This is a genomic window from Photobacterium piscicola (assembly GCF_046058925.1).
Taxonomy (GTDB): Bacteria; Pseudomonadota; Gammaproteobacteria; order Enterobacterales; family Vibrionaceae; genus Photobacterium; species Photobacterium piscicola.
On record NZ_CP175534.1, the window covers coordinates 1897892 to 1917925 of the forward strand.

Genomic DNA, 20034 nt, shown 5'->3' on the forward strand with positions numbered 1-20034 from the left:
GAGTAACGGAATGACATTACTGTGTTGATGTCTCTATTATTAAAGCGCTCTTAGGAGCGCTTTTTTTTTGATCGTACTTTTAGTGTCTTATTATTGAGATAGATGAAATCACAAACTGTGATATTCCGCATATTTTTCATCGAGAATTAGGTTTCCCAACTAGCTTTAAGTATATGACCTCTGCAATTTGAAGAGGTGATACAAAAACTAAAATCTTCACCAAGGGGAAATGCGTATGATGAAGACGTTTTATTTTTTCTGGTTATTTATCTTAAGCTTGTTTAGCTTTCATTCTTCTGCTGATGATATTACTGAATTTGATTATCCTTTCTTATTAGGTAATTGGTATTGGTTTAGTGATCAACAAGAAGGTATTGAAAGTGATGGTGAACGATATCGAGCAATGCATGTCATGTTCAAATCAGATTATCAATTTGCAATGCGTTTATTACGTATAGATGGTCAAGTTGAACAATGGACAGGTGGTTATGATATTGATGACACCAACATCACTTTTATTTCAGCGGGTGAAGATGATCAAATTCATACTTATTTACTAAGTTACAATCGATTTATTCTTGATGGTGCTCAGTTTACTAAATTAGCGCCTGAACATTTAGCGGGTAATTGGAGAACAAAAGATATTTCAGGCCAAGATGTTGCTGATAATATTTCAGAATTTGCCTTGTCATTACGACCAGATTTTTTATTTTCTGCTGAAATTTCTAATCAAGCAGGTAAAACGAAAGAGCACCGTGGCGTGTATTATTTAGAAGATGATCAAATTGTATTGTTATATGAAGAAGGACAACATGATAGCCGTTTTGTATTAAATGGACACAATACCTTAACGTTGACGAATAAACATTTTGGAATGGAAGCTATATTAAATCGAGAATAATATAATTAATAAAAAGTATTAATTATGGGTTTGGGGAATAATAAAAGAGCGAACGATAACTTGTTCGCTCTTTTAATTAAATAATGATGAGTAGGTTATTATTCGTTAACTAACTGAAATGCAGTACGCAATTGATCAAGATAGTCTTCATCACGACAAATACTTTTACCTGGTTCATCTGATATTTTGGCAACCGGTCGACCTTCACACTCTGTCAGTTTTAAAACGACATTCAATGTTTTTACATCAGGTAGATCACAAGTAAGTTGTGTACCAATACCAAAGCTAACATTGATGCGATCATTAAAGTGTTTATAGATCACTAAAGCTTTATCAAGTGTAAGGCTGTCTGAAAAAACCAAAGATTTTGTTTTTGGATCAATACCTAATGCTTGGTAATGTGCAATGGCTTTTTCACCCCAAGAAATAGGATCACCACTGTCATGGCGTAAACCAATAAAACGCTCAGATAAACGCTGATCGAAATCACGTAAGAAAGCATCCATATTGATGCAGTCTGTTAGTGCTATACCTAAATCATGTGGATATTCTTGTAACCAGCGGTTAAGTGCTAACTGTTGAGAATCAGCCAATTCACCAGACAGTTGTTGATGTGCTTGGAACCACTCATGAGCTTGAGTACCAACAGGGGTTAATCCGCGAGTATAAGCTAAATAGTAATTCGATGTGCCTTTAAATTCAGGCATATTATCTTTAAGATAATCAACAACATGGTGATGAACGTCTTTTGAAAAACGACGACGCGTACCAAAATCAACTAACGCAAATTGGCTCAAATCACAATCTTTTGCATCATGATAGAAACGGTCAATTTTTGTTTTTAGTTGTTCAATAGCAATGGCGGCTGTCGCTTGTGGATAAAGATGCTTACAGCGCGTTTCACAAATAATGGCAAGTAATGGTACTTCCCATAAAATGATGTCTAGCCATGTACCACGAATAGTAATCGCCAGTTGATCACCTGAGATATCAATATCAACGTCATTTGCTTTAAGTTTAAAATCTTTTAAGAATGCAAGGTAATCAGCATGAAAAAAAGTTAGAGTCGATAAGAAGTCGAGTTCACCTTGGGTGAAAGATAAGGTCGCAATGTGATCAATTTGTGCTTGAATTTCAGCAGCGTAAGGACGTAGATCTTCTTCGCTACGGCAATGAAATTCTGCCACAGCTTCAACGCCTGGGTATTGATGGAAAACTGCTTGTTGCATATGCAATTTATAAGCATCCGTATCAAGCAGGGAGTCGATAACCCCAATATTGTGTCTGTTATTATTCATACCTGGTAATAGATACTCAAATTAATAAACTTAAAGAATTTATTTTTATAATTATAGGATCTTTAAATTCAATGTCTTGGACATGGTTTATAAGGTTTAGTAAATAAATAACTAAACTATTTAACTGGTGTGAGATTGTGACCTAAGAGGTGAACTACGTCAAGGAATATCAAGTTTACGCCTTGTGACTGTTGCATTAATCATCTCAACGTGTATCACGAGTAAAACACGGAAACGATTTCGTTTGTAATAATATATATTGTCGATTAAGTCATGCTTGAAAAGTGTTAGTCGTGACACAATATTAATATATGACAGTCAACATTAATCGGTCGCTCATGCCTATCGCATTTGAGCAATCATAAAGGATATAAAAATAATGACAGAACATTCTACAGTGACTCAACCTGCGGCAAAATATCGTTCAGACTATCGCTCGCCTGATTACACCATTACGGATATCGATCTGACATTTGACCTTCATGATACCAAAACAACAGTTGTTGCTATTAGTCATGTAGTACGACTTAGTGAGCAAGAAAATGCTGAGTTAGTGTTAGACGGTGATGATTTAACATTGATCAGTGTGACTGTGAATGGCCAAGCGTGGTCAGATTACCACCAACAGTTAGGCCATTTGACGTTAACTAATCTTCCTGCTGATTTTGAATTGGCAATTACGACTGAAATTAATCCTGAAGCTAATACGCTACTTGAAGGTCTATATAAGTCTGGCGGTGGTTTTTGTACTCAGTGTGAAGCAGAAGGTTTCCGCCGCATTACGTTCTATTTAGATCGCCCTGATGTTTTAGCACGTTTTACTACTAAAATTATTGCAGATAAAGCCGCTTTTCCTTACATGCTAAGTAATGGTAATCGAATTGCGGAAGGTGAGCTTGATAATGGCCGTCATTGGGTACAGTGGCAAGACCCATTCCCTAAACCATCGTACTTATTTGCACTTGTTGCTGGTGATTTTGATGTATTGCGCGACACATTCACCACTATGAGTGGACGTGATGTTGCACTAGAAATTTTTGTCGATAAAGGTAATCTTGATCGTGCTGATTATGCAATGACATCATTGAAGAATTCCATGAAGTGGGATGAAGAACGTTTCGGTCTTGAATACGATCTAGATATTTACATGATTGTGGCGGTTGATTTCTTTAATATGGGTGCAATGGAGAATAAAGGTCTCAATGTCTTTAACTCTAAGTTTGTATTAGCAAATCCAAATACCGCAACAGATACTGACTATCAAGGTATTGAAGCAGTGATTGGTCATGAGTATTTTCATAACTGGACAGGTAACCGTGTTACTTGTCGTGATTGGTTTCAATTAAGTTTAAAAGAAGGCCTAACCGTTTTCCGTGATCAAGAGTTTTCTTCAGATTTAGGCTCTCGACCTGTTAACCGTATTGCCAATGTGCGTATTGTTCGTGGTCCACAATTTGCTGAAGATCGTGGCCCAATGTCTCATCCAATTCGTCCTGAAAAAGTCATTCAAATGAATAACTTCTACACATTAACTGTGTATGAAAAGGGCAGTGAAGTGATCCGTATGCTACATACTTTATTGGGTGAAGCAAATTTCCAAGCGGGCATGAAGCTATACTTTGACCGCCATGATGGTACAGCAGCAACCTGTGATGATTTTGCACAAGCAATGGAAGATGCTTCTGGGATTGATTTAAGCCGTTTCCGTCGTTGGTACAGTCAAGCAGGTACACCGGTCGTTAGTGTATCAACCGCTTATGATGCATCAGCGAAGAGTTACGCTGTCACTATTAAGCAGCAAACCCCACCAACAGCCGAGCAAGTTGAAAAGCAACCACTGCATATTCCGTTTGATATTGAATTATACAATAGTAAAGGTGAAGTGATTGCCTTACAAATCAATGGTGAAACAGTACATAATGTACTTGATGTAAAAGAAGCAGAGCAAACATTTGTATTTGAGAATATCGCAGAGCAGCCTGTCATTTCGATGTTACGTGAATTCTCAGCACCTGTGATCTTAGAATATGATTACACTGATGATGAGTTGATTTTCTTAATGGTTAATGCATCGAATGAATTTGCTCGTTGGGATGCGGGACAAATGCTATTAGCGAAATATATTCGTCAAAATGTAGCCCAAGTACAACAAGGTCACAGTGTAACGTTACCTGACGCTGTTATTGATGCGTTCCGTGGTGCATTACTGGATGAAAATCTTGATCCTGCTTTTATTGCTGAAATGCTAACACTGCCAAGTGAAAATGAAATTGCAGGTTGGTATACAACTGTTGACGTTGATGCGATCAATCAGGTTGTAGGTGCATTTACCCAGTTACTTGCTTCTGAAATGGAAGATGAGTTTAGTGCGATTTATCATAGCTTAACGCAAGGTAGCTATAGCTTAGATCATGCGGCAATGGCACAACGCGCACTGCGTAATAAATGTTTGTCATACTTGGCATATACCGCACAAGGTAATGCATTAGTTGCAGCACAATATAAAGCAGCTGACAACATGACAGATACGATGGCCGCAATGTCAGCAGCCAATAATGCGCAACTTGATTGTCGTGCAGAGCAAATGGCTGATTTCAGTGATAAGTGGAGTCATGATGGCTTGGTGATGGATAAGTGGTTTATGCTGCAAGGCACTAATCCTGCGGCAGATGCATTAGAAAATGTGCGTCAGACAATGAATCATCCTACATTTAGCTTGAAAAATCCTAACCGTACTCGTAGTTTAGTTGCAGGTTTTAGTGCTAATAACCCAGTACATTTCCATGCTAAAGATGGTTCAGGTTATGCGTTTTTAACTGAAATATTAACGATTCTAAACACCAGCAATCCACAAGTAGCGGCACGTTTGATTGAGCCTTTACTTAAACTTCGCCAATACGATGCTAACCGTCAACAACTGATGCGTGAGCAACTTGAAAAGTTAGCCGCGATGGATAATTTGGCTAAAGACTTGTTTGAAAAAGTCCAAAAGACACTTGTTCAAAAATAAGTGATTGATGTTTTAACGTGAGTGTAAGCGAAAGCCAGTGACTGATTGATAATAGTCACTGGCTTTTATTTTATCTTATTGTTTTAAAGATTTTATATAACAACGAATGGGGGATTAGCGATGCGCAGTTTTACGTTTACCATTAATATTAGTTACACTCTTTTTCTGCAACATTATTCAGGTGCCACCAGTAGTGTGGTGGTTTTAACTGATACTGGCTTAAAACTCCAACTTCCTGCGGTAAGGTTGCGAGGTTTTTTAACTCATGCAGGTATTACAGGGAAATTTCGTGTCGTCGTTAACAGTGATAATAAACTTGAGGCTATCGAACGCCTTTAACTGTGGTTTTACCTATTTTTAATAGCGACAAATAACGAATGGAAATAATATTATTGCATGCTATTTCACAAAGAGGTCATTGTTCTCACTGCATCAAATGCCATCATTAATCTTATTTGTTTAAATGAAAAAAATAAATAATAGCAAAAATGAAAAGTAAGGAAATACACGTTTGTGGTTAACCGTTTACTCAATCTTTCGTCTACACCTTATTAAAATAAAAAGTATATTTGTTTACTTTTAGTGTAAATAGAATGTATCAGTTAATATTATTGTGTGCTTCAAATGTTACTAGATAGTGCGTTTTACTTGAGCTAACGAAAACGTTTGCTTTTGATGATAATTATTTGAAATTAATGCCACTCATAAGCCATTGTAAATATTGATATAAAATATAAGTCCATGTTTTATTGATAATAATCAAATGAATAGGGATTGTATTTAGCCTTATAACTGTGAATAATACCACCCCGTTTATACGGGATTTTTAATGGAGTTATAATGTTATATCGCATCGCACGATCCGCTATTTTCCAGTTGGATGCAGAAAAAGCACACGACCTCGCTATTCAGAATTTTTCTCGCTTTACTGGTACTCCACTTGATCTCTTTTATCGTCAACATGTTCCTGAGCGTCCTGTTGAAGTTATGGGTATTACGTTTAAAAATCCTGTCGGTCTAGCGGCTGGCCTAGATAAGAATGGCGAATGTATTGATGCATTTGGCGCAATGGGATTTGGTTTTGTTGAAGTTGGTACTGTAACACCTCGCCCTCAGTCGGGTAATGATAAGCCGCGTTTATTCCGCTTGATTCCTGCTGAAGGTATTATTAACCGTTTTGGTTTTAATAACCTCGGTGTCGATAATTTAGTTGAGAATGTTAAGAAGTCGACTTATGACGGTGTGATTGGTATTAATATCGGTAAGAATAAAGATACACCGATTGAAAAGGGTGCTGAAGACTATTTAATCTGCATGGAAAAAGTTTATCAGTATGCAGGTTATATTGCCGTCAACATCTCATCACCAAACACACCAGGATTACGTTCGCTACAATATGGCGAAGCATTAGATGATTTATTATCACAGCTAAAACACAAACAAACTGAGCTAGCTGAATTACATGGCAAGTATGTACCGCTAGCACTTAAGATCGCCCCTGATCTTGATGATCAAGAAATTGTTCAAGTTTGTGAATCACTCATTCGCAATAATATTGATGGCGTTATTGGTACTAATACCACATTAGATCGTACCTTAGTTGAAGGTATGGATCATTGTGATGAAATGGGAGGCTTAAGTGGCCGTCCATTACAAAATAAGAGTACTGACGTTATTCGTAAAATGGCAATTGCGTTGAATGGTGCATTACCGATTATTGGTGTGGGGGGTATTGATTCTGCAATGTCTGCTCGTGAAAAAATCCAAGCTGGTGCGCAATTGGTTCAAGTTTATACTGGCTTTATTTACCATGGTCCACGTTTAGTAAAAGACATTGTTAACGGCCTTTAATATAAACAGCTAAGCCCATCCATCATACGATATTTATTGATAAGCCAAATTGGATCATGCATTCAATTTGGCTTTTTTATATCTACAAATTAAAAAATTAATAAAACTACATAATTAATGATGAAATATTGTCATCATTTTTCCCCTTTTAATTTGTCATCTGTGACGTAAAATTTTATCTATAATCGTTGATACAGAGTAAGAGAGCGAGGGATCCATGCTAACTCCAAACAATTCTTGGCACTGGCGGTTTGATATAAAGCGCAATACATTGATGCTCGATCTTGGCAATGAATTATTATTTTGTGTTTCTATACCAACAAAAAAATTAGTTGAAGAAGCTAGATCAACATTAAAGCAAGTCTTTACGGTAACCGATGTTGCTGCTTACCAAGCGTTTAAAGAAGGGATGGATGAGTTATCACTATCTGAAGCGCGTAAGTCTGAACTGGCACTAAATGCCGTAGCAACGTATCGTTTTCAAAAACCGATAATGGCTAAAAGTTGGTTCTTTACGCCGCAAGCTGGGGCTGATCCTCATTGGGGTGAAGTGGTTATGTTGCAAACTGAGCATGACTGTGCTCGGTTTATTGTTATTGAAAATGACGGTAATTCAAGCCTTTGTATGTTAGCTGATGTGACACCCATGGCATTAGATAATAATAAAGTAATGAGCTTTTCTGATACGATCCGTGTGATGAATAATCGAATGACGTCTTATTTAGGCTCTAAGTCAATGAACTTTGCTTTAGTAGGGTAGGGAATAGTTATTTCGTTATTCTCTATCTGCTTTAGTCAGCTGTTTGTAACATGCTTTATCACCTATTTTCGAAGTTATCCTCACGTAATAACATGCCTTATTCATTGATATAATAATAACCTGATCCTATCTCTTTTTACTCTTCCTGCTTTGTTTATATTTTTATCACTGTTATCAGCTTGGTTATTTTCAATCGGTGTTTGTTATACCGTCCTACCTACAAACCATAATTTCTTAATTTCTTAATATAGCTATATTGGCTTATATATTTAGCGATATAGTCTTGCTCTTATTTACCTATTACCTTATTAGTGTGCTGGTGGTTTTAATTAAATTGCGCCAAAAAAGTGATATGAGTATCAATAGCTGTGTGATCTATGTCAAAAAAATGATCATTTGAGTGTGAAAAATGAGCAATATAGAGACGACTAATAGCCAAATAATCGCTCTATATTGTTACAAACAACCTCATTATTTATCTGTTAATTTCCTTATTTTAAAAACACCAACCTTGTGGTTGCAAAAGAGTAAGTTAAATTATTCCAATTATTCCTTTTGGTCGGTTTTACGTAACTATGGTGTTTTGATTCGATGTGGTATTTATTATTTTAATGTGGTTTTTTGCTTGTTATACTTTTATTAATCAATACCCTAGGAATTGTCTTTGTGTGAGCACAATTGTTTTTTTAGTATTTTGTTTAATAATAAATGGTTGAGGTGAGCTATATTGTTTCCGTGAGGGGTTAATGCTGTTTTTGATAGGGTGAATGATCTACTAGTAAAAAGATGCGCTGAATTTGTGTTCAAAAAACGAGGTTAAAAGGCCTATCAGTTATCAAAGGCTGGTTTTTTCATCTAATTAGGAAATTGATTGTGGTAAAAACGAGGTATTTAATGTGATTTCAGTTATAATTCGACGCAATATTAGTGTGAAAAGAACGCCATGAATCAATATTTAGCGATTACTTCCCGCGGCCTAGAAAACTTGCTTGCGGATGAACTAGAACAATTAGGTGCACAAAACATTCAAGTTGTGCATGCCGGTGTCCGTTTTAAAGCAGATCAAGCAATGGCTTATCGTTGCTGTCTATGGACTCGTATTTCCTCTCGAATCATCCAAGTGTTGAGTGAGTTTAATGTCCGTGATGATATGGACTTATACTTAGGTGCAACGGCGATTAATTGGATGAGCCACTTTGATAGCAATACCCGTATTGTGGTTGATTTCAATGGTACTAACCGTGAAATTCGTAATAGCCAATACGGTGCGATGAAAATCAAAGATGCGATTGTTGACCGTTTTACTAAAGCGGATCTTCGTCGCCCTAATATCGATCGTGAAAATCCAGATCTACGTATTCATATGCGTCTTTCTGGTGAGAAAGGTATCCTTGGCCTAGATATGGCAGGCAGCGGTTTACACCAACGTGGTTACCGTAGCGAAGCCGGTCGCGCACCTCTTCGTGAAACTCATGCTGCGGCATTAGTGATGAAAAGTGGCTGGACACCAGAAACTGCATTGTTAGATCCAATGTGTGGTTCTGGTACGTTAGTGATTGAAGCCGCTATGATGGCTGCTGACATTGCCCCTGGCCTTAAACGCAAGCGCTGGGGTTTTGAGTCAATTAAAGACTTTGACAAAGAAGCATGGTTAGAGATTCATGCTGAAGCGACAGTGAAAGCGCGTCGTGGTCCTGCAAAAGTAACCACAAAGTTCTTTGGTCGTGAAATGGATCAACGTGTATTAGCGATTGCTCGTGATAACGCGGGTCGTGCTGGTGTGAAGAGTTTGATTGATTTTGCCTATGGTGATGCAACACAACTGATTCGCCCAGAAGGCTTTGATACTGGCATCATTCTTTGTAACCCTCCTTACGGTGAGCGTTTAGGTACAACATCTGAACTTATCTCATTGTACAAAGAGTTTGGTAACCGTTTAAAACTTGCCTTTGAAGGTTCAGTTGCGGCTATCTACTCAGGTTCAAATGAATTGCTAAGTTGTATGCGTATGCGTGCAGACAAACAATTTAAATTAAGTAACGGTGCATTAGATTGTGTACTTAAGACATACTTAATTACGGCAGGTAGTGTTAAGAAAGAAGACGGCGAAAAAGAAGGCGTTATTGTTCAAGAAGACGTAGCACCTGATTTTGCCAACCGTTTGAAGAAGAATATTGCTAAGTTAGGTAAGTGGGCTAAACGTGAAGGCGTTGAGTGTTACCGTATTTATGATGCAGATCTTCCTAACTACAATGCGGCTATCGATAAATACAATGATTACCTTATCATTCAAGAATACGCAGCACCAAAGACGGTTTCTGAAGAAACCGCGCGTCGTCGTATTATGGATGTATTACGTGCCACGATTGAAGTAACAGGTGTTGAGCCAAATAAAGTTATTTTAAAAGTACGTGAGCGTCAAAAAGGTCGTAATCAATACCAAAAGCTATCAAGTGCAGAACGTCACATGACAGTGGATGAATACGGTATTAAGTTTAAAGTGAATCTTTATGATTACCTTGATACTGGTTTATTCTTAGATCACCGTATTACACGTCGTATGCTAGGTAAAATGGCAGCAGGTAAAGATTTCCTTAACTTGTTTGCTTACACTGGTTCTGCAACGGTTCATGCAGCAGTCGGCGGTGCTAAGTCGACAACAACGGTTGATATGTCGAATACTTACTTGCGTTGGGCTCAAGAGAACATGGAGCTTAATAACCAAGTAGGTGATCAACATGAGTTTGTTCAAGCTGATTGTCTCCAGTGGCTACAAGAAGTTGATGATACGTTTGATCTGATTTTTATCGATCCACCAACGTTCTCAAACTCTAAGCGTATGAAGCAGACGTTTGACATTGAACGTGATCACATCATGTTAATGGAAAACTTAAAGCGTATGCTGCGTCCAGAAGGACAGATTGTATTCTCTAACAATAAGCGTCACTTCAAGATGGATCTTGAAAAACTGACTGAACTTGGCCTACAAGCTAAGAACATTTCAGATAAGACTTTACCACTTGATTTCGCTAAGAATAAGCAAATCCATAACTGTTGGATTATCACTCACAAGGAAGACTAAGTGTTAATAACACTTTATAGCACACAAGGATGTCATCTCTGCGAGCAGGCTTATGGTTTGCTGGTGGAGATGGGTGTGCAGCATCAAGTAAGCATCGTTGATATTGCCTTTGACGATGCTTTATTCTCTCGTTACGGTGTAACAATACCCGTACTCTCAATTTCAAATCATGATGATCACACTATTTCGAAGCCAGAACTTCATTGGCCGTTTGATCGGAATAGGTTAACAGCATGGTTAACTACTAATGAGCTTGGTTAAAAAAAGATGGCACTAATTAAAATCAGTAACGCCCAACTAGCCTATGGCGATCATGCTTTACTCGATAAAGCAGAATTTCTTCTTCATTCTCATGAGCGTGTTTGTCTTGTTGGTCGTAATGGCGCAGGCAAATCAACATTAATGAAAGTGATTGCTGGTGAGGTATTACTTGATGACGGTAGCATTCAACGTCAAAACGAGCTGGTGGTTTCGCGCTTAGAGCAAGATCCACCACGTAATGCTGAAGGTTCAGTATTTGATTATGTTGCTGAAGGTCTTGCTGACGCCGGTCGTGTATTACGAGAATATCACCACCAGTTAGATTTAGTGACAGAAGATCCTAGTGAAGCAAATATTAATAAGCTAGCACGCATTCAAGAACAAGTTGATCACCATAATGGTTGGCAGCTTGATACACGCATTGCCGCTGTACTAGAAAGTTTAAAATTAGAACCACATACATTGTTAACTGACCTTTCTGGTGGTTGGCAACGTAAAGCGGCACTTGCTCGTGCGCTTGTATGTGATCCTGATATCCTTTTATTGGATGAGCCAACAAACCACCTTGATGTAACAACGATTGAATGGCTTGAAGGTTTCCTAAAAGATTTCCGTGGTTCAATTATCTTTATTTCTCACGACCGTGCATTCATTCGTTCAATGGCAACACGTATTATCGATTTAGATCGTGGTCAATTAGTGTCTTTCCCTGGTGACTATGAAGCTTACTTAGATGCTAAAACTGAACTATTACGTGTAGAAGAAGAACAAAACGCATTATTTGATAAGAAACTAGCGCAAGAAGAAGTATGGATTCGTCAAGGTATCAAAGCTCGTCGTACCCGTAATGAAGGTCGTGTCCGTGCGCTTAAAGCATTACGTAATGAGCGCAGTGAACGTCGTGACGTTGTAGGTAAGGCTGATATGCAGCTACAAGATGCTAACCGTTCAGGTAAGATTGTCTTTGAAGCTAAAAATATCGGGTATAGTTATGGTGAGAAGCAAATCGTTAAAGACTTTAGCTTTAATGTTATGCGTGGCGATCGTATTGCACTGATTGGTCCTAACGGTTGTGGTAAGAGTACGCTGATTAAAGTGATGCTTGATAAATTACAAGCAACAGAAGGTAACTTCCATTGTGGTACTAAGCTTGAAGTGGCTTACTTTGACCAATACCGTGAAATTTTAGATCCAGAGAAAACGGTAATGGATAACCTTGCTGATGGTAAGCAGGAAGTGACCATTAATGGTAAGACGCGTCATGCATTAGGTTACCTACAAGATTTCTTATTCCATCCTCGTCGTGCCCGTACACCGGTTAAAGCACTGTCTGGTGGTGAGAAAAACCGTTTGTTACTCGCAAAATTGTTCCTTAAACCTAATAATTTATTGGTTCTCGATGAACCAACAAACGATTTAGATATCGAAACATTGGAACTTTTAGAAGATATTCTTGCCAATTATCAAGGGACATTGCTTTTAGTCAGTCACGATCGTCAATTTGTTGATAATACTGTGACGACAAGCTGGATTTTTGAAGGCGATGGCGTTGTTAACGAATACGTTGGCGGTTACCATGATGCCCAATCTCAGCGTGCTAATTCTTATGCAAATCAAGCAAAAGAGCAGGCTGCTCAAATTGAATTAGCAAAAAAGAAAAAAGCAGATCAAGAACAAAAGCAGCAACAAGCAACACCTAAACGTGCAGGTAAGAAGTTATCTTTTACGCTTCAACATGAGCTAGCAGGCTTACCGCAAAAAATTGAAGACTTAGAGAATGAAATCGCAACATTGCAGGAGCAAGTTAATGATCCTGCGTTTTTCTCGGATCCGAAAAAAGATACTCAAGCGACGCTAACAGCTTTAGCTAAGCTTGAAGAAGAATTTGAAGTAGCTTTTGAACGATGGGAAGAGCTGGACGCGATGCAAAAGGAATCCTAATGCCACATAAGATGTTAAAGCTTTCTACACTTGCTATTTTAATTGCAGGGGCATCACAAGCGAGTGCTGCTGTATATACTGTTGTACCTGTTGCAAATGCTGATAGTGCCGGCGTTAAGCAACTTGCGAATCAAGATTATTTTGCAGAAGCTCAAGCTAACGCAAACAGTACGCCGATCACTGTATCAAGTACGGGTATTAAGCCATCAGCTGAGAATGCTAACTGTTTTACAGGTACTGAGTGTGCTGTTGATGATTACACTGTTACAGGTGTTGCTCGTCGTGGTACAGAAGGTACACCGATTGCAGATGTAACGCCGTATAATCAAAATAGCCAAGAAATCGTTAATCAATATGAATTACGCCGCTATTGTGATGATTACTTAGGTTATGGCACTTGTGATGTTTGGGCTGAAAGTCAGTTTTTTGGTCTGAAATACACTGATGATGACGAATGGAATGGCCAAGGCATCGGTGGCTTACAGAAAAAGTTAGCCGCTTGGGTATACAGTTACCATTCTAATGCTCAAGGCTTATTGAATGGTGAAGCTGTAGATTCTTTTGCTACTGATGCTACAAAATACGATGGTACTCAAAAAGCAAACCTTGGTAATATTATTGCCGACACTACAGACACGCTTGTAAAGGGCGCTGTAGGAACTAATTTTGTTTACGGTATTACGTCATCGTCATTATTTAAGAATGGCTCTGGTATGCCTCGCGCATTTGAAAAGCGCGGTTTTGTTAATACTAACGGTGAGTCTGTTCAATTAGCGCCTGTAACTACATCAAATGCGCTTGTTTCAAATATGGGACAAACACAGGCTAATGATGCTGTTGCTATGACTGACGGTAAGTTACTTGTTGTTGGTTCATCGTCTTATGCGCCTAGTTTCTTTGCTAAAGATAGTGATGGTAAAGATCGTGAAGATGATAATAAATTACCAAGCTCTGATGATATTTTAAATAATGGCTCACATCCGCTAAATTTTAACACAATGAAGCAATGTGCAATTAAGTCATCAGATAATCTGTATGCAAATTGGGAATGTCAGTTTAGTACGTTTGCAAACGAAGCTGCATATTGGCTGGTGGATACCGATGGGACTGTAACATCTCATGCCATTACGGCGGGTAGCGGTGATAATCGTGATGGTTTAGCTGTTATTGATAAAGACAATGACGCATTATCATTCCAAGCATCTGCTCAAGCGGTAGCACTGGATACTAATGGTGCTCCAATTGCTGTTGGTTATTCAACAACAGATGTTAGAGATGACTTTTACGCAATACAAGCAGCATATTTTACTCCAAAATCGGCTGATTTAACGTCATGGACACGTACTTTAATTCCTGGATTAGATATTAAGCCAGGTGATGATCGTGACTTTACTTACACTATGGCAAATGGCGTTAACAATAAGTCTGTAATTGTAGGTGATGCAAAAGGTAATGGTGAAAAGCCACAACGTGCATTCGTTTACAAAGCAGGACAAAGTAAAGCGCAGTTTTTTGATGATCTAGCTCCCGCTATTTTCTTCAAAGATTCAAACAGTAATGCAGCTGCAGTCAATGATAATGATCAAGTTGTAGGCTGGGTTGATATTGAAGCAAGTAAAGGTAAAGAAGCACGTCATCGCGCATTTACTTATATGACAAATAATTCTGTTATTAAGAATGCCAATGGTGAGGTTGTACTTGCTCCAAATAAAGCGTGGATGCTTGATGACCTAACTAATGATCCAAATGCTGGTGCGGGTTCTGTAGCAAACTCATACCGTATTTTAGACGCGACTGGTGTTAATAATGCGGGTGTAATTGCGGCAACTGCTTATTACTGTCAAGGTGGCTATGCGAATCTTAGTAACCTTGCACACTGTAATGGTACAGAGCAACGTGTCATCGTTAAGCTAGTGCCTAATGCAAATGCAACCGCTAATGATATTCAACCTCGTGTAAAAGATGAAGATGAACCGTTGAAGCGTTCTGGTGGCTCACTAGGTATTTTAGCTTTGACAGCGTTAGGCTTTATTGGTTTCAGAAGAAGAAAATAATTTTTTAATTAAATTGTTTAATTGCAACGGGCTCACAATTTGTGGGCCCGTTTTGTTTTTGAGCTTGATCAATTTTAGAATTTGACCCATTTTTAATAAAGGAGTCATAACACTCCGTCATTACTTTATTGTAATGAAAAGTACCAAACAGATAAGGATGAGGATCGAACTATGAAGAGACAAAAGCGGGATCGTTTAGAACGCGCACAAGCTCGAGGTTATCAAGCCGGTTTGAATGGCCGTTCTACAGATGATTGTCCGTACAACGGTACTGACGCCCGTACGAATTGGTTAGGCGGTTGGCGAGACGCAAGAGAGGAAATGCAACAAGGTCTCTATAAATAAGATAACCTCCCTCATGGTTAACCTTTCTGAGGCCCCTTAGGAGAAGGGGCTTTTTATTATAACAAGTATTATTGCTATCATTTTTGCGTGGCGTTGATGATTACTCTTGCACAATAAGCTATCTATTTTTGATTTATTGCTGGTGGAGTTTAAATTAGCTAGCATTAATGTTGAAAGACAGTATATTTGTAGAAGTATTGCTTGAGGTAATTGCTTGAGGTAATTGCTTGAGGTAATTGCTTGAGGTAATTGCTTGAGGTAATTGCTGGTGGATGCGATAGAATATTAAATATTGTTCATCAGTATAAAACGGGTAAAAAAAAAGCCCTGAAGAAAACTTCAGAGCTTTAATATGTTAACTTCTAATCGAATTAGAAGTTATCGGTATCTTTGAATAGACCTACTTTAAGATCTTTAGCAACATAGATTTCTTTGCCATCAACAAGTACGCGACCATCCGCAACACCCATAATAAGCTTACGATTAATAACACGTTTAAGCTGAATATCGTAAGTGACTTTTTTAGCTGTTGGTAGTACTTGGCCTGTAAATTTAACTTCACCTACACCAAGTGCACGGCCTTTACCTTCACCGCCAGACCAGCCAAGGAAGAAACCAACAAGTTGCCACATAGCATCTAAGCCAAGACAACCTGGCATTACTGGATCACCGATAAAGTGGCAGTTAAAGAACCATAGATCAGGATTGATATCTAATTCCGCATGGATAAACCCTTTGCCGTGGTCTCCACCTTCTGCAGAGATATTCACAACACGGTCAATCATCAGCATATTATCTACTGGTAGTGATGGAAATTCAGGACCGTATAGCTCGCTTTTACCACATGCAACTAGTTCTTCGTGTGTATAAGAATTCTGGCGTGTCATTAGAATCATTTACTCCTTCAAAAGTATGCAAGCAATTTAGCTTACACGTGTACGCTAAACAACTCGGATCAGTTCTGGCCCAACCAGTTGGATATCATTAATCGAAGTCGATTCACAATACCAATCTCACTTGAAAGGTCACCATGGTGGAAATAATCGATGCGTTCTTCAATTAAAGAGAGGATAGTTTCGTCGTCCTCATTTTCACTGCGGAACGCTTTATTTGTAAGACGAGGGATTGCCTCATCAACATTATTTACCGCCCAAACATGGAATTGTTTCGCTTTAATTGCTTCAATCACTTCGTCGTTTAAGCAAAGACTAGATAGATTCGTATGCGGTAAAATCACACCCTGATTGCCAGTAAGGCCACGATGAACACAAACCTTATAGAAGCCTTCAATCTTTTGGTTGATACCGCCAACCGCTTGTACACGACCAAATTGGTCAACAGCACCAGTCACTGCAATCTCTTGATTAATCGGTTGCAATGATAATGCAGACATTAATGCACAAAGTTCAGCTAATGATGCGCTATCACCATCAACTTCTGAATAGGATTGTTCAAAAACAATCGACGCAGAGTAGGGAAGCGCTTGATCTAAATCGAGTGCTGTCGCAACAAAGGCTTGCATAATCATCATGCCTTTTGCGTGAATATTACCGCCAAGTTCAACTTTTCGTTCAACGTCAGTAATATCACCATCACCAAAGTGGACCACACATGAAATACGAGCCGGTTCGCCATAAGCGCTCGGGTGTCCTGGCATTTCAACAACAGTTAAGCCATTTACCTGACCAATTTCTTCGCCTTCAGTGGCAATTAATACTTGGCCATGATGAATATCTGCAATAGCACGTTCAGGTAAATATGACTCGCGGTATTCTTTTGCCCTTAACGACGCTTTAATGTTACCCGCAGTAATAGGCTTGCCTTCTGATTCGACTGATGCTTCTGACAGTAAATTTAAATGCCATAATGGACATAAAGGTAAACGTGTTTGATCTTCTGCGTGGCGAGCACCTGCCAGTAATAAAGCATGGATCGCATCTGAGTCAGCAAGAGCTGGTAAGTTATAGTATTGGCTAATACCTTTAACATAACTGATGTAATCGGTCAGCGTTGCTTCATTAAGCAATAGATCTTGCTCAAATTCACCATACATTGCCATACCATCACTTAAATCCGGCTCAGCAGCATCAAGCTCAGCCATGAGATAACGTTCGCCTATAATTATAAGCTTAACGTTAACTGTTTCTGATACTGGTATTTCATAGAGACGTTTATTCGTGATAGGTTGCCATTCAAGTTGGCCATCCATCAGAACATTTTTTAACTGTGGCCATAAGCTAGGATCACTTAAAATGGCTGTAATAGATAAAACAAGGTAACCGTTATGGGCTTGATGAAGTAGACCGTGTTTTAATTGTGGTTGTGTTTCACCGTCTTTAGCCGGATAAACTGCGCCAAATAACTTCTCATGAGTGACGTTGTCACCAGCAATGATGATGGGTTGTTCTACAGTGTTTCCATTATTTACACTTGATTTATTAATACTTTTTTTTAGCAATTCAATAATGTAATCACGATATAACGTGTTATCAGAAGCTGTAATGCGTAGAATGCGTGGCTGTAAATTCATCGCGGTGAAGCGGCGTATAGCATCTGACAAGCGAGACTGAAGGATGCCGACCAGAGTAGGTTCTAGATCATCATATTGATCTAATACGTGCTGATACGGGCTGTAATCTGGAAACATGTTACGCCAAGATTCTTCATGCATAAATTTATGATTTCTATTGTTACTGTGATAAAGATGTGCAGTATAAAGCAATCAAAGGGCTCATAATAGACACTTATCGTCTATATTTAAATTTCAATATTAAGCCGACTTAATATTAAGAGAATTGATTGTCATTTTACCGATCAAGAGTTACACTGTAACAGTTAACCTAAATAGTTTGAGAATTATCAATCCTATGAAATATCAGCAACTTGAGAACCTTGAAGCAGGTTGGAAATGGACTTATTTGGTGAAAAAATGGAAAGAAGGAGAGGCAATAACAAGCTTTATTGATCAAAGTGAAGCTGACGCAGCAATACAAACCTTGCTTGCGATTGAGCATGAACCAACCAAGGTTATCGAGTGGATTAATAATAATATGGCGAATAGTTTAGAAAATAAACTAAAACAAGCCATTAGAGCCAAACGAAAGCGACATTTTAATTCTGAACAGACGCATACCAAAAAGAAATCGATTGATCTGGATTATCGCGTTTGGGAAAAATTAGCTGAAAAATCACAAGAGTTAGGTTCAACGTTATCAGACACAATCGAATACTTGATCAGTGAAAGCTCTCGAACCGAACAAGCAAGTAAAACCGTTTCAAATTTGAAGAATGATCTTAACCAACTACTTAATTCAGATTCTTTTGAATAATATACTTTTTGATAAAGTCGTTGGGGCTTTTCTTTCAAGCTAAACTTTATTATTAAGGAGTGTGTAATGGAATATGTTCTTTTATTAGCTGTTGTGGTCATTTTTCTTGTATTTAAAGATCGACCTATAATGGTACTAGAGTTTAAAGATGGTGATCTTATCAAGACAAAAGGGCAAGTACCTACGGGATTTCAAACTGCGTGTCGAGATATTGCCCATAAAACCCCATTTTCTGGACGTGTAAAAGTATATAAAACACGATTTGCTACCAAATTAGATTTTTCAAATACAATTCCACAAAAAGTAAAACAACGTATAAAAAATGTTTTCCCTCATAATGTATCTACATCTAAACGTGGAAAAAGAGCGTAAATGTGGATTTTAAATAAAAAACGCTATCATTAACGGTGCGTTTTTTATTTAAATAAGGTTTAAAATGATAACTCCTTACGCAAAACGATTATTAAAAGGGGATGATCTACGTCATTCACTATTAGAATTTATTCAATTAAATAAGATACAATCTGGTTCATTATTAACAGGTGTTGGTTGTTTATCTCAAGCTAAAATCAGATTAGCAAATGAGCAAAAAATATTACATCTCGATGGACCATTAGAAATTATATCTTTGTCTGGAACATTAACACCTAAACATGTTCATATACATATATCTGTAGCTAATGGTGAAGGGCGGGTATATGGTGGTCATTTAGTTCCTGGTTGTATAGTGTCTTATACCGCAGAGCTCTGTATGATTGAATATAATAATTTAAGATTTGAGTGTGAATATGATCGTCAAACTGGGTTTGATGAATTGGTTATATCGAACAATAACTAATTAGCCCAAGTGATGCATTCTTGGGCTGTAATTGTTATCTAATAGATTTCATTAATGCTTCTTTACTTTGAATAAAAAAGGCTATTTTTTCTTTTAATTCAGCTAGTTCATTTTCTGCTTTTAATCGTAGAATTGTTTCTTGTTCTAATTTTTCACCTATTTCAACGGCTAAATAACCACCCTTAATTAATGCCTTTGTTGTTACATTTGTTTCTGTCAGAGATTTTAATGCTTCAATCATGTAATAATGCTGATCGATATCTCTAATTGTAATTGCCATAGATACTCCTTTTGTTATTAATAATATCAAGAAGATAGTAATCAGTGAACCTTTTATTCTAATGCACTATAACTTTTAATATGT

Annotated in this window: 17 protein-coding genes; 13 read left to right on the forward strand and 4 right to left on the reverse strand. The window is 38.0% G+C overall.

Annotated features, from left to right (window positions below; all coding sequences use genetic code 11):
* Positions 1 to 235 precede the first annotated feature (235 nt).
* Complete coding sequence (locus ACJZU6_RS09135) at positions 236 to 901, forward strand: hypothetical protein (protein ID WP_107275863.1); 666 nt, start codon at positions 236 to 238, stop codon at positions 899 to 901.
* Positions 902 to 999: 98 nt separating this feature from the next.
* Here ACJZU6_RS09135 and pncB read toward each other — a convergent pair whose 3' ends face one another.
* On the reverse strand, positions 1000 to 2199 hold the full coding sequence (gene pncB / locus ACJZU6_RS09140) for a nicotinate phosphoribosyltransferase (RefSeq protein ID WP_107275862.1): 1200 nt from the start codon (positions 2197 to 2199) through the stop codon (positions 1000 to 1002).
* Positions 2200 to 2578: 379 nt separating this feature from the next.
* On the opposite strand from pncB, the gene pepN reads away from it, so the two are divergent.
* The 9 genes from pepN (at position 2579) to rmf (ending at position 15503) form a co-directional block, all read left to right on the forward strand.
* Positions 2579 to 5209 (forward strand): aminopeptidase N, encoded by a 2631-nt coding sequence (gene pepN / locus ACJZU6_RS09145; protein ID WP_408900142.1) that lies wholly within the window; start codon positions 2579 to 2581, stop codon positions 5207 to 5209.
* Positions 5210 to 5329: 120 nt separating this feature from the next.
* The gene (locus ACJZU6_RS09150; protein ID WP_408900143.1) at positions 5330 to 5548 is read left to right on the forward strand and encodes a DUF2835 domain-containing protein; all 219 of its coding nucleotides are present in this window, start codon (positions 5330 to 5332) and stop codon (positions 5546 to 5548) included.
* Positions 5549 to 6049: 501 nt separating this feature from the next.
* On the forward strand, positions 6050 to 7060 hold the full coding sequence (pyrD, locus tag ACJZU6_RS09155) for a quinone-dependent dihydroorotate dehydrogenase (RefSeq protein ID WP_107275859.1): 1011 nt from the start codon (positions 6050 to 6052) through the stop codon (positions 7058 to 7060).
* Between the two features lie 217 nt (positions 7061 to 7277).
* A complete protein-coding gene (locus ACJZU6_RS09160; protein ID WP_408900144.1) occupies positions 7278 to 7820 on the forward strand; it encodes a cell division protein ZapC in 543 nt (180 codons plus the stop codon).
* A gap of 943 nt (positions 7821 to 8763) precedes the next feature.
* Positions 8764 to 10902 (forward strand): bifunctional 23S rRNA (guanine(2069)-N(7))-methyltransferase RlmK/23S rRNA (guanine(2445)-N(2))-methyltransferase RlmL, encoded by a 2139-nt coding sequence (rlmKL, locus tag ACJZU6_RS09165; RefSeq protein ID WP_107275857.1) that lies wholly within the window; start codon positions 8764 to 8766, stop codon positions 10900 to 10902.
* Positions 10903 to 11163 (forward strand): glutaredoxin family protein, encoded by a 261-nt coding sequence (locus ACJZU6_RS09170; RefSeq protein ID WP_080157458.1) that lies wholly within the window; start codon positions 10903 to 10905, stop codon positions 11161 to 11163. It begins immediately after the preceding gene.
* 6 nt (positions 11164 to 11169) lie between these two features.
* Positions 11170 to 13104 carry an ABC transporter ATP-binding protein gene (locus ACJZU6_RS09175; protein ID WP_080157457.1) on the forward strand — a complete coding sequence of 645 codons (1935 nt, stop codon included), beginning with the start codon at positions 11170 to 11172 and terminating at the stop codon, positions 13102 to 13104.
* Positions 13104 to 15158: a DUF3466 family protein gene (locus ACJZU6_RS09180; RefSeq protein ID WP_408900145.1), complete on the forward strand. Its 2055-nt coding sequence runs from the start codon at positions 13104 to 13106 to the stop codon at positions 15156 to 15158. The genes ACJZU6_RS09175 and ACJZU6_RS09180 overlap by 1 nt, the downstream gene beginning before the upstream one ends.
* A 171-nt stretch (positions 15159 to 15329) precedes the next feature.
* Complete coding sequence (gene rmf, locus ACJZU6_RS09185; protein WP_036794667.1) at positions 15330 to 15503, forward strand: ribosome modulation factor; 174 nt, start codon at positions 15330 to 15332, stop codon at positions 15501 to 15503.
* A 371-nt stretch (positions 15504 to 15874) separates the two neighbouring features.
* Here the strand turns inward: rmf and fabA are convergent, their stop codons facing one another.
* Positions 15875 to 16390, reverse strand: coding sequence for a 3-hydroxyacyl-[acyl-carrier-protein] dehydratase FabA (fabA, locus tag ACJZU6_RS09190; protein WP_045029019.1), 516 nt, complete (start codon positions 16388 to 16390; stop codon positions 15875 to 15877).
* Between the two features lie 68 nt (positions 16391 to 16458).
* The gene (locus ACJZU6_RS09195; protein ID WP_408900146.1) at positions 16459 to 18174 is read right to left on the reverse strand and encodes an AAA family ATPase; all 1716 of its coding nucleotides are present in this window, start codon (positions 18172 to 18174) and stop codon (positions 16459 to 16461) included.
* Between the two features lie 196 nt (positions 18175 to 18370).
* Here ACJZU6_RS09195 and matP point away from each other — a divergent pair, with 196 nt between their 5' ends.
* From matP to ACJZU6_RS09210, 3 genes are all read left to right on the forward strand, one after another.
* The gene (gene matP / locus ACJZU6_RS09200; protein ID WP_080157452.1) at positions 18371 to 18832 is read left to right on the forward strand and encodes a macrodomain Ter protein MatP; all 462 of its coding nucleotides are present in this window, start codon (positions 18371 to 18373) and stop codon (positions 18830 to 18832) included.
* A 66-nt stretch (positions 18833 to 18898) separates the two neighbouring features.
* Positions 18899 to 19204, forward strand: a complete 306-nt coding sequence (locus tag ACJZU6_RS09205; RefSeq protein ID WP_080157450.1) for a DUF3634 family protein — start codon at positions 18899 to 18901, stop codon at positions 19202 to 19204.
* A gap of 64 nt (positions 19205 to 19268) precedes the next feature.
* Positions 19269 to 19670, forward strand: coding sequence for a PPC domain-containing DNA-binding protein (locus tag ACJZU6_RS09210; RefSeq protein WP_080157449.1), 402 nt, complete (start codon positions 19269 to 19271; stop codon positions 19668 to 19670).
* Between the two features lie 34 nt (positions 19671 to 19704).
* Here the strand turns inward: ACJZU6_RS09210 and ACJZU6_RS09215 are convergent, their stop codons facing one another.
* The gene (locus tag ACJZU6_RS09215; RefSeq protein ID WP_080157448.1) at positions 19705 to 19950 is read right to left on the reverse strand and encodes a hypothetical protein; all 246 of its coding nucleotides are present in this window, start codon (positions 19948 to 19950) and stop codon (positions 19705 to 19707) included.
* Positions 19951 to 20034: the final 84 nt, after the last annotated feature.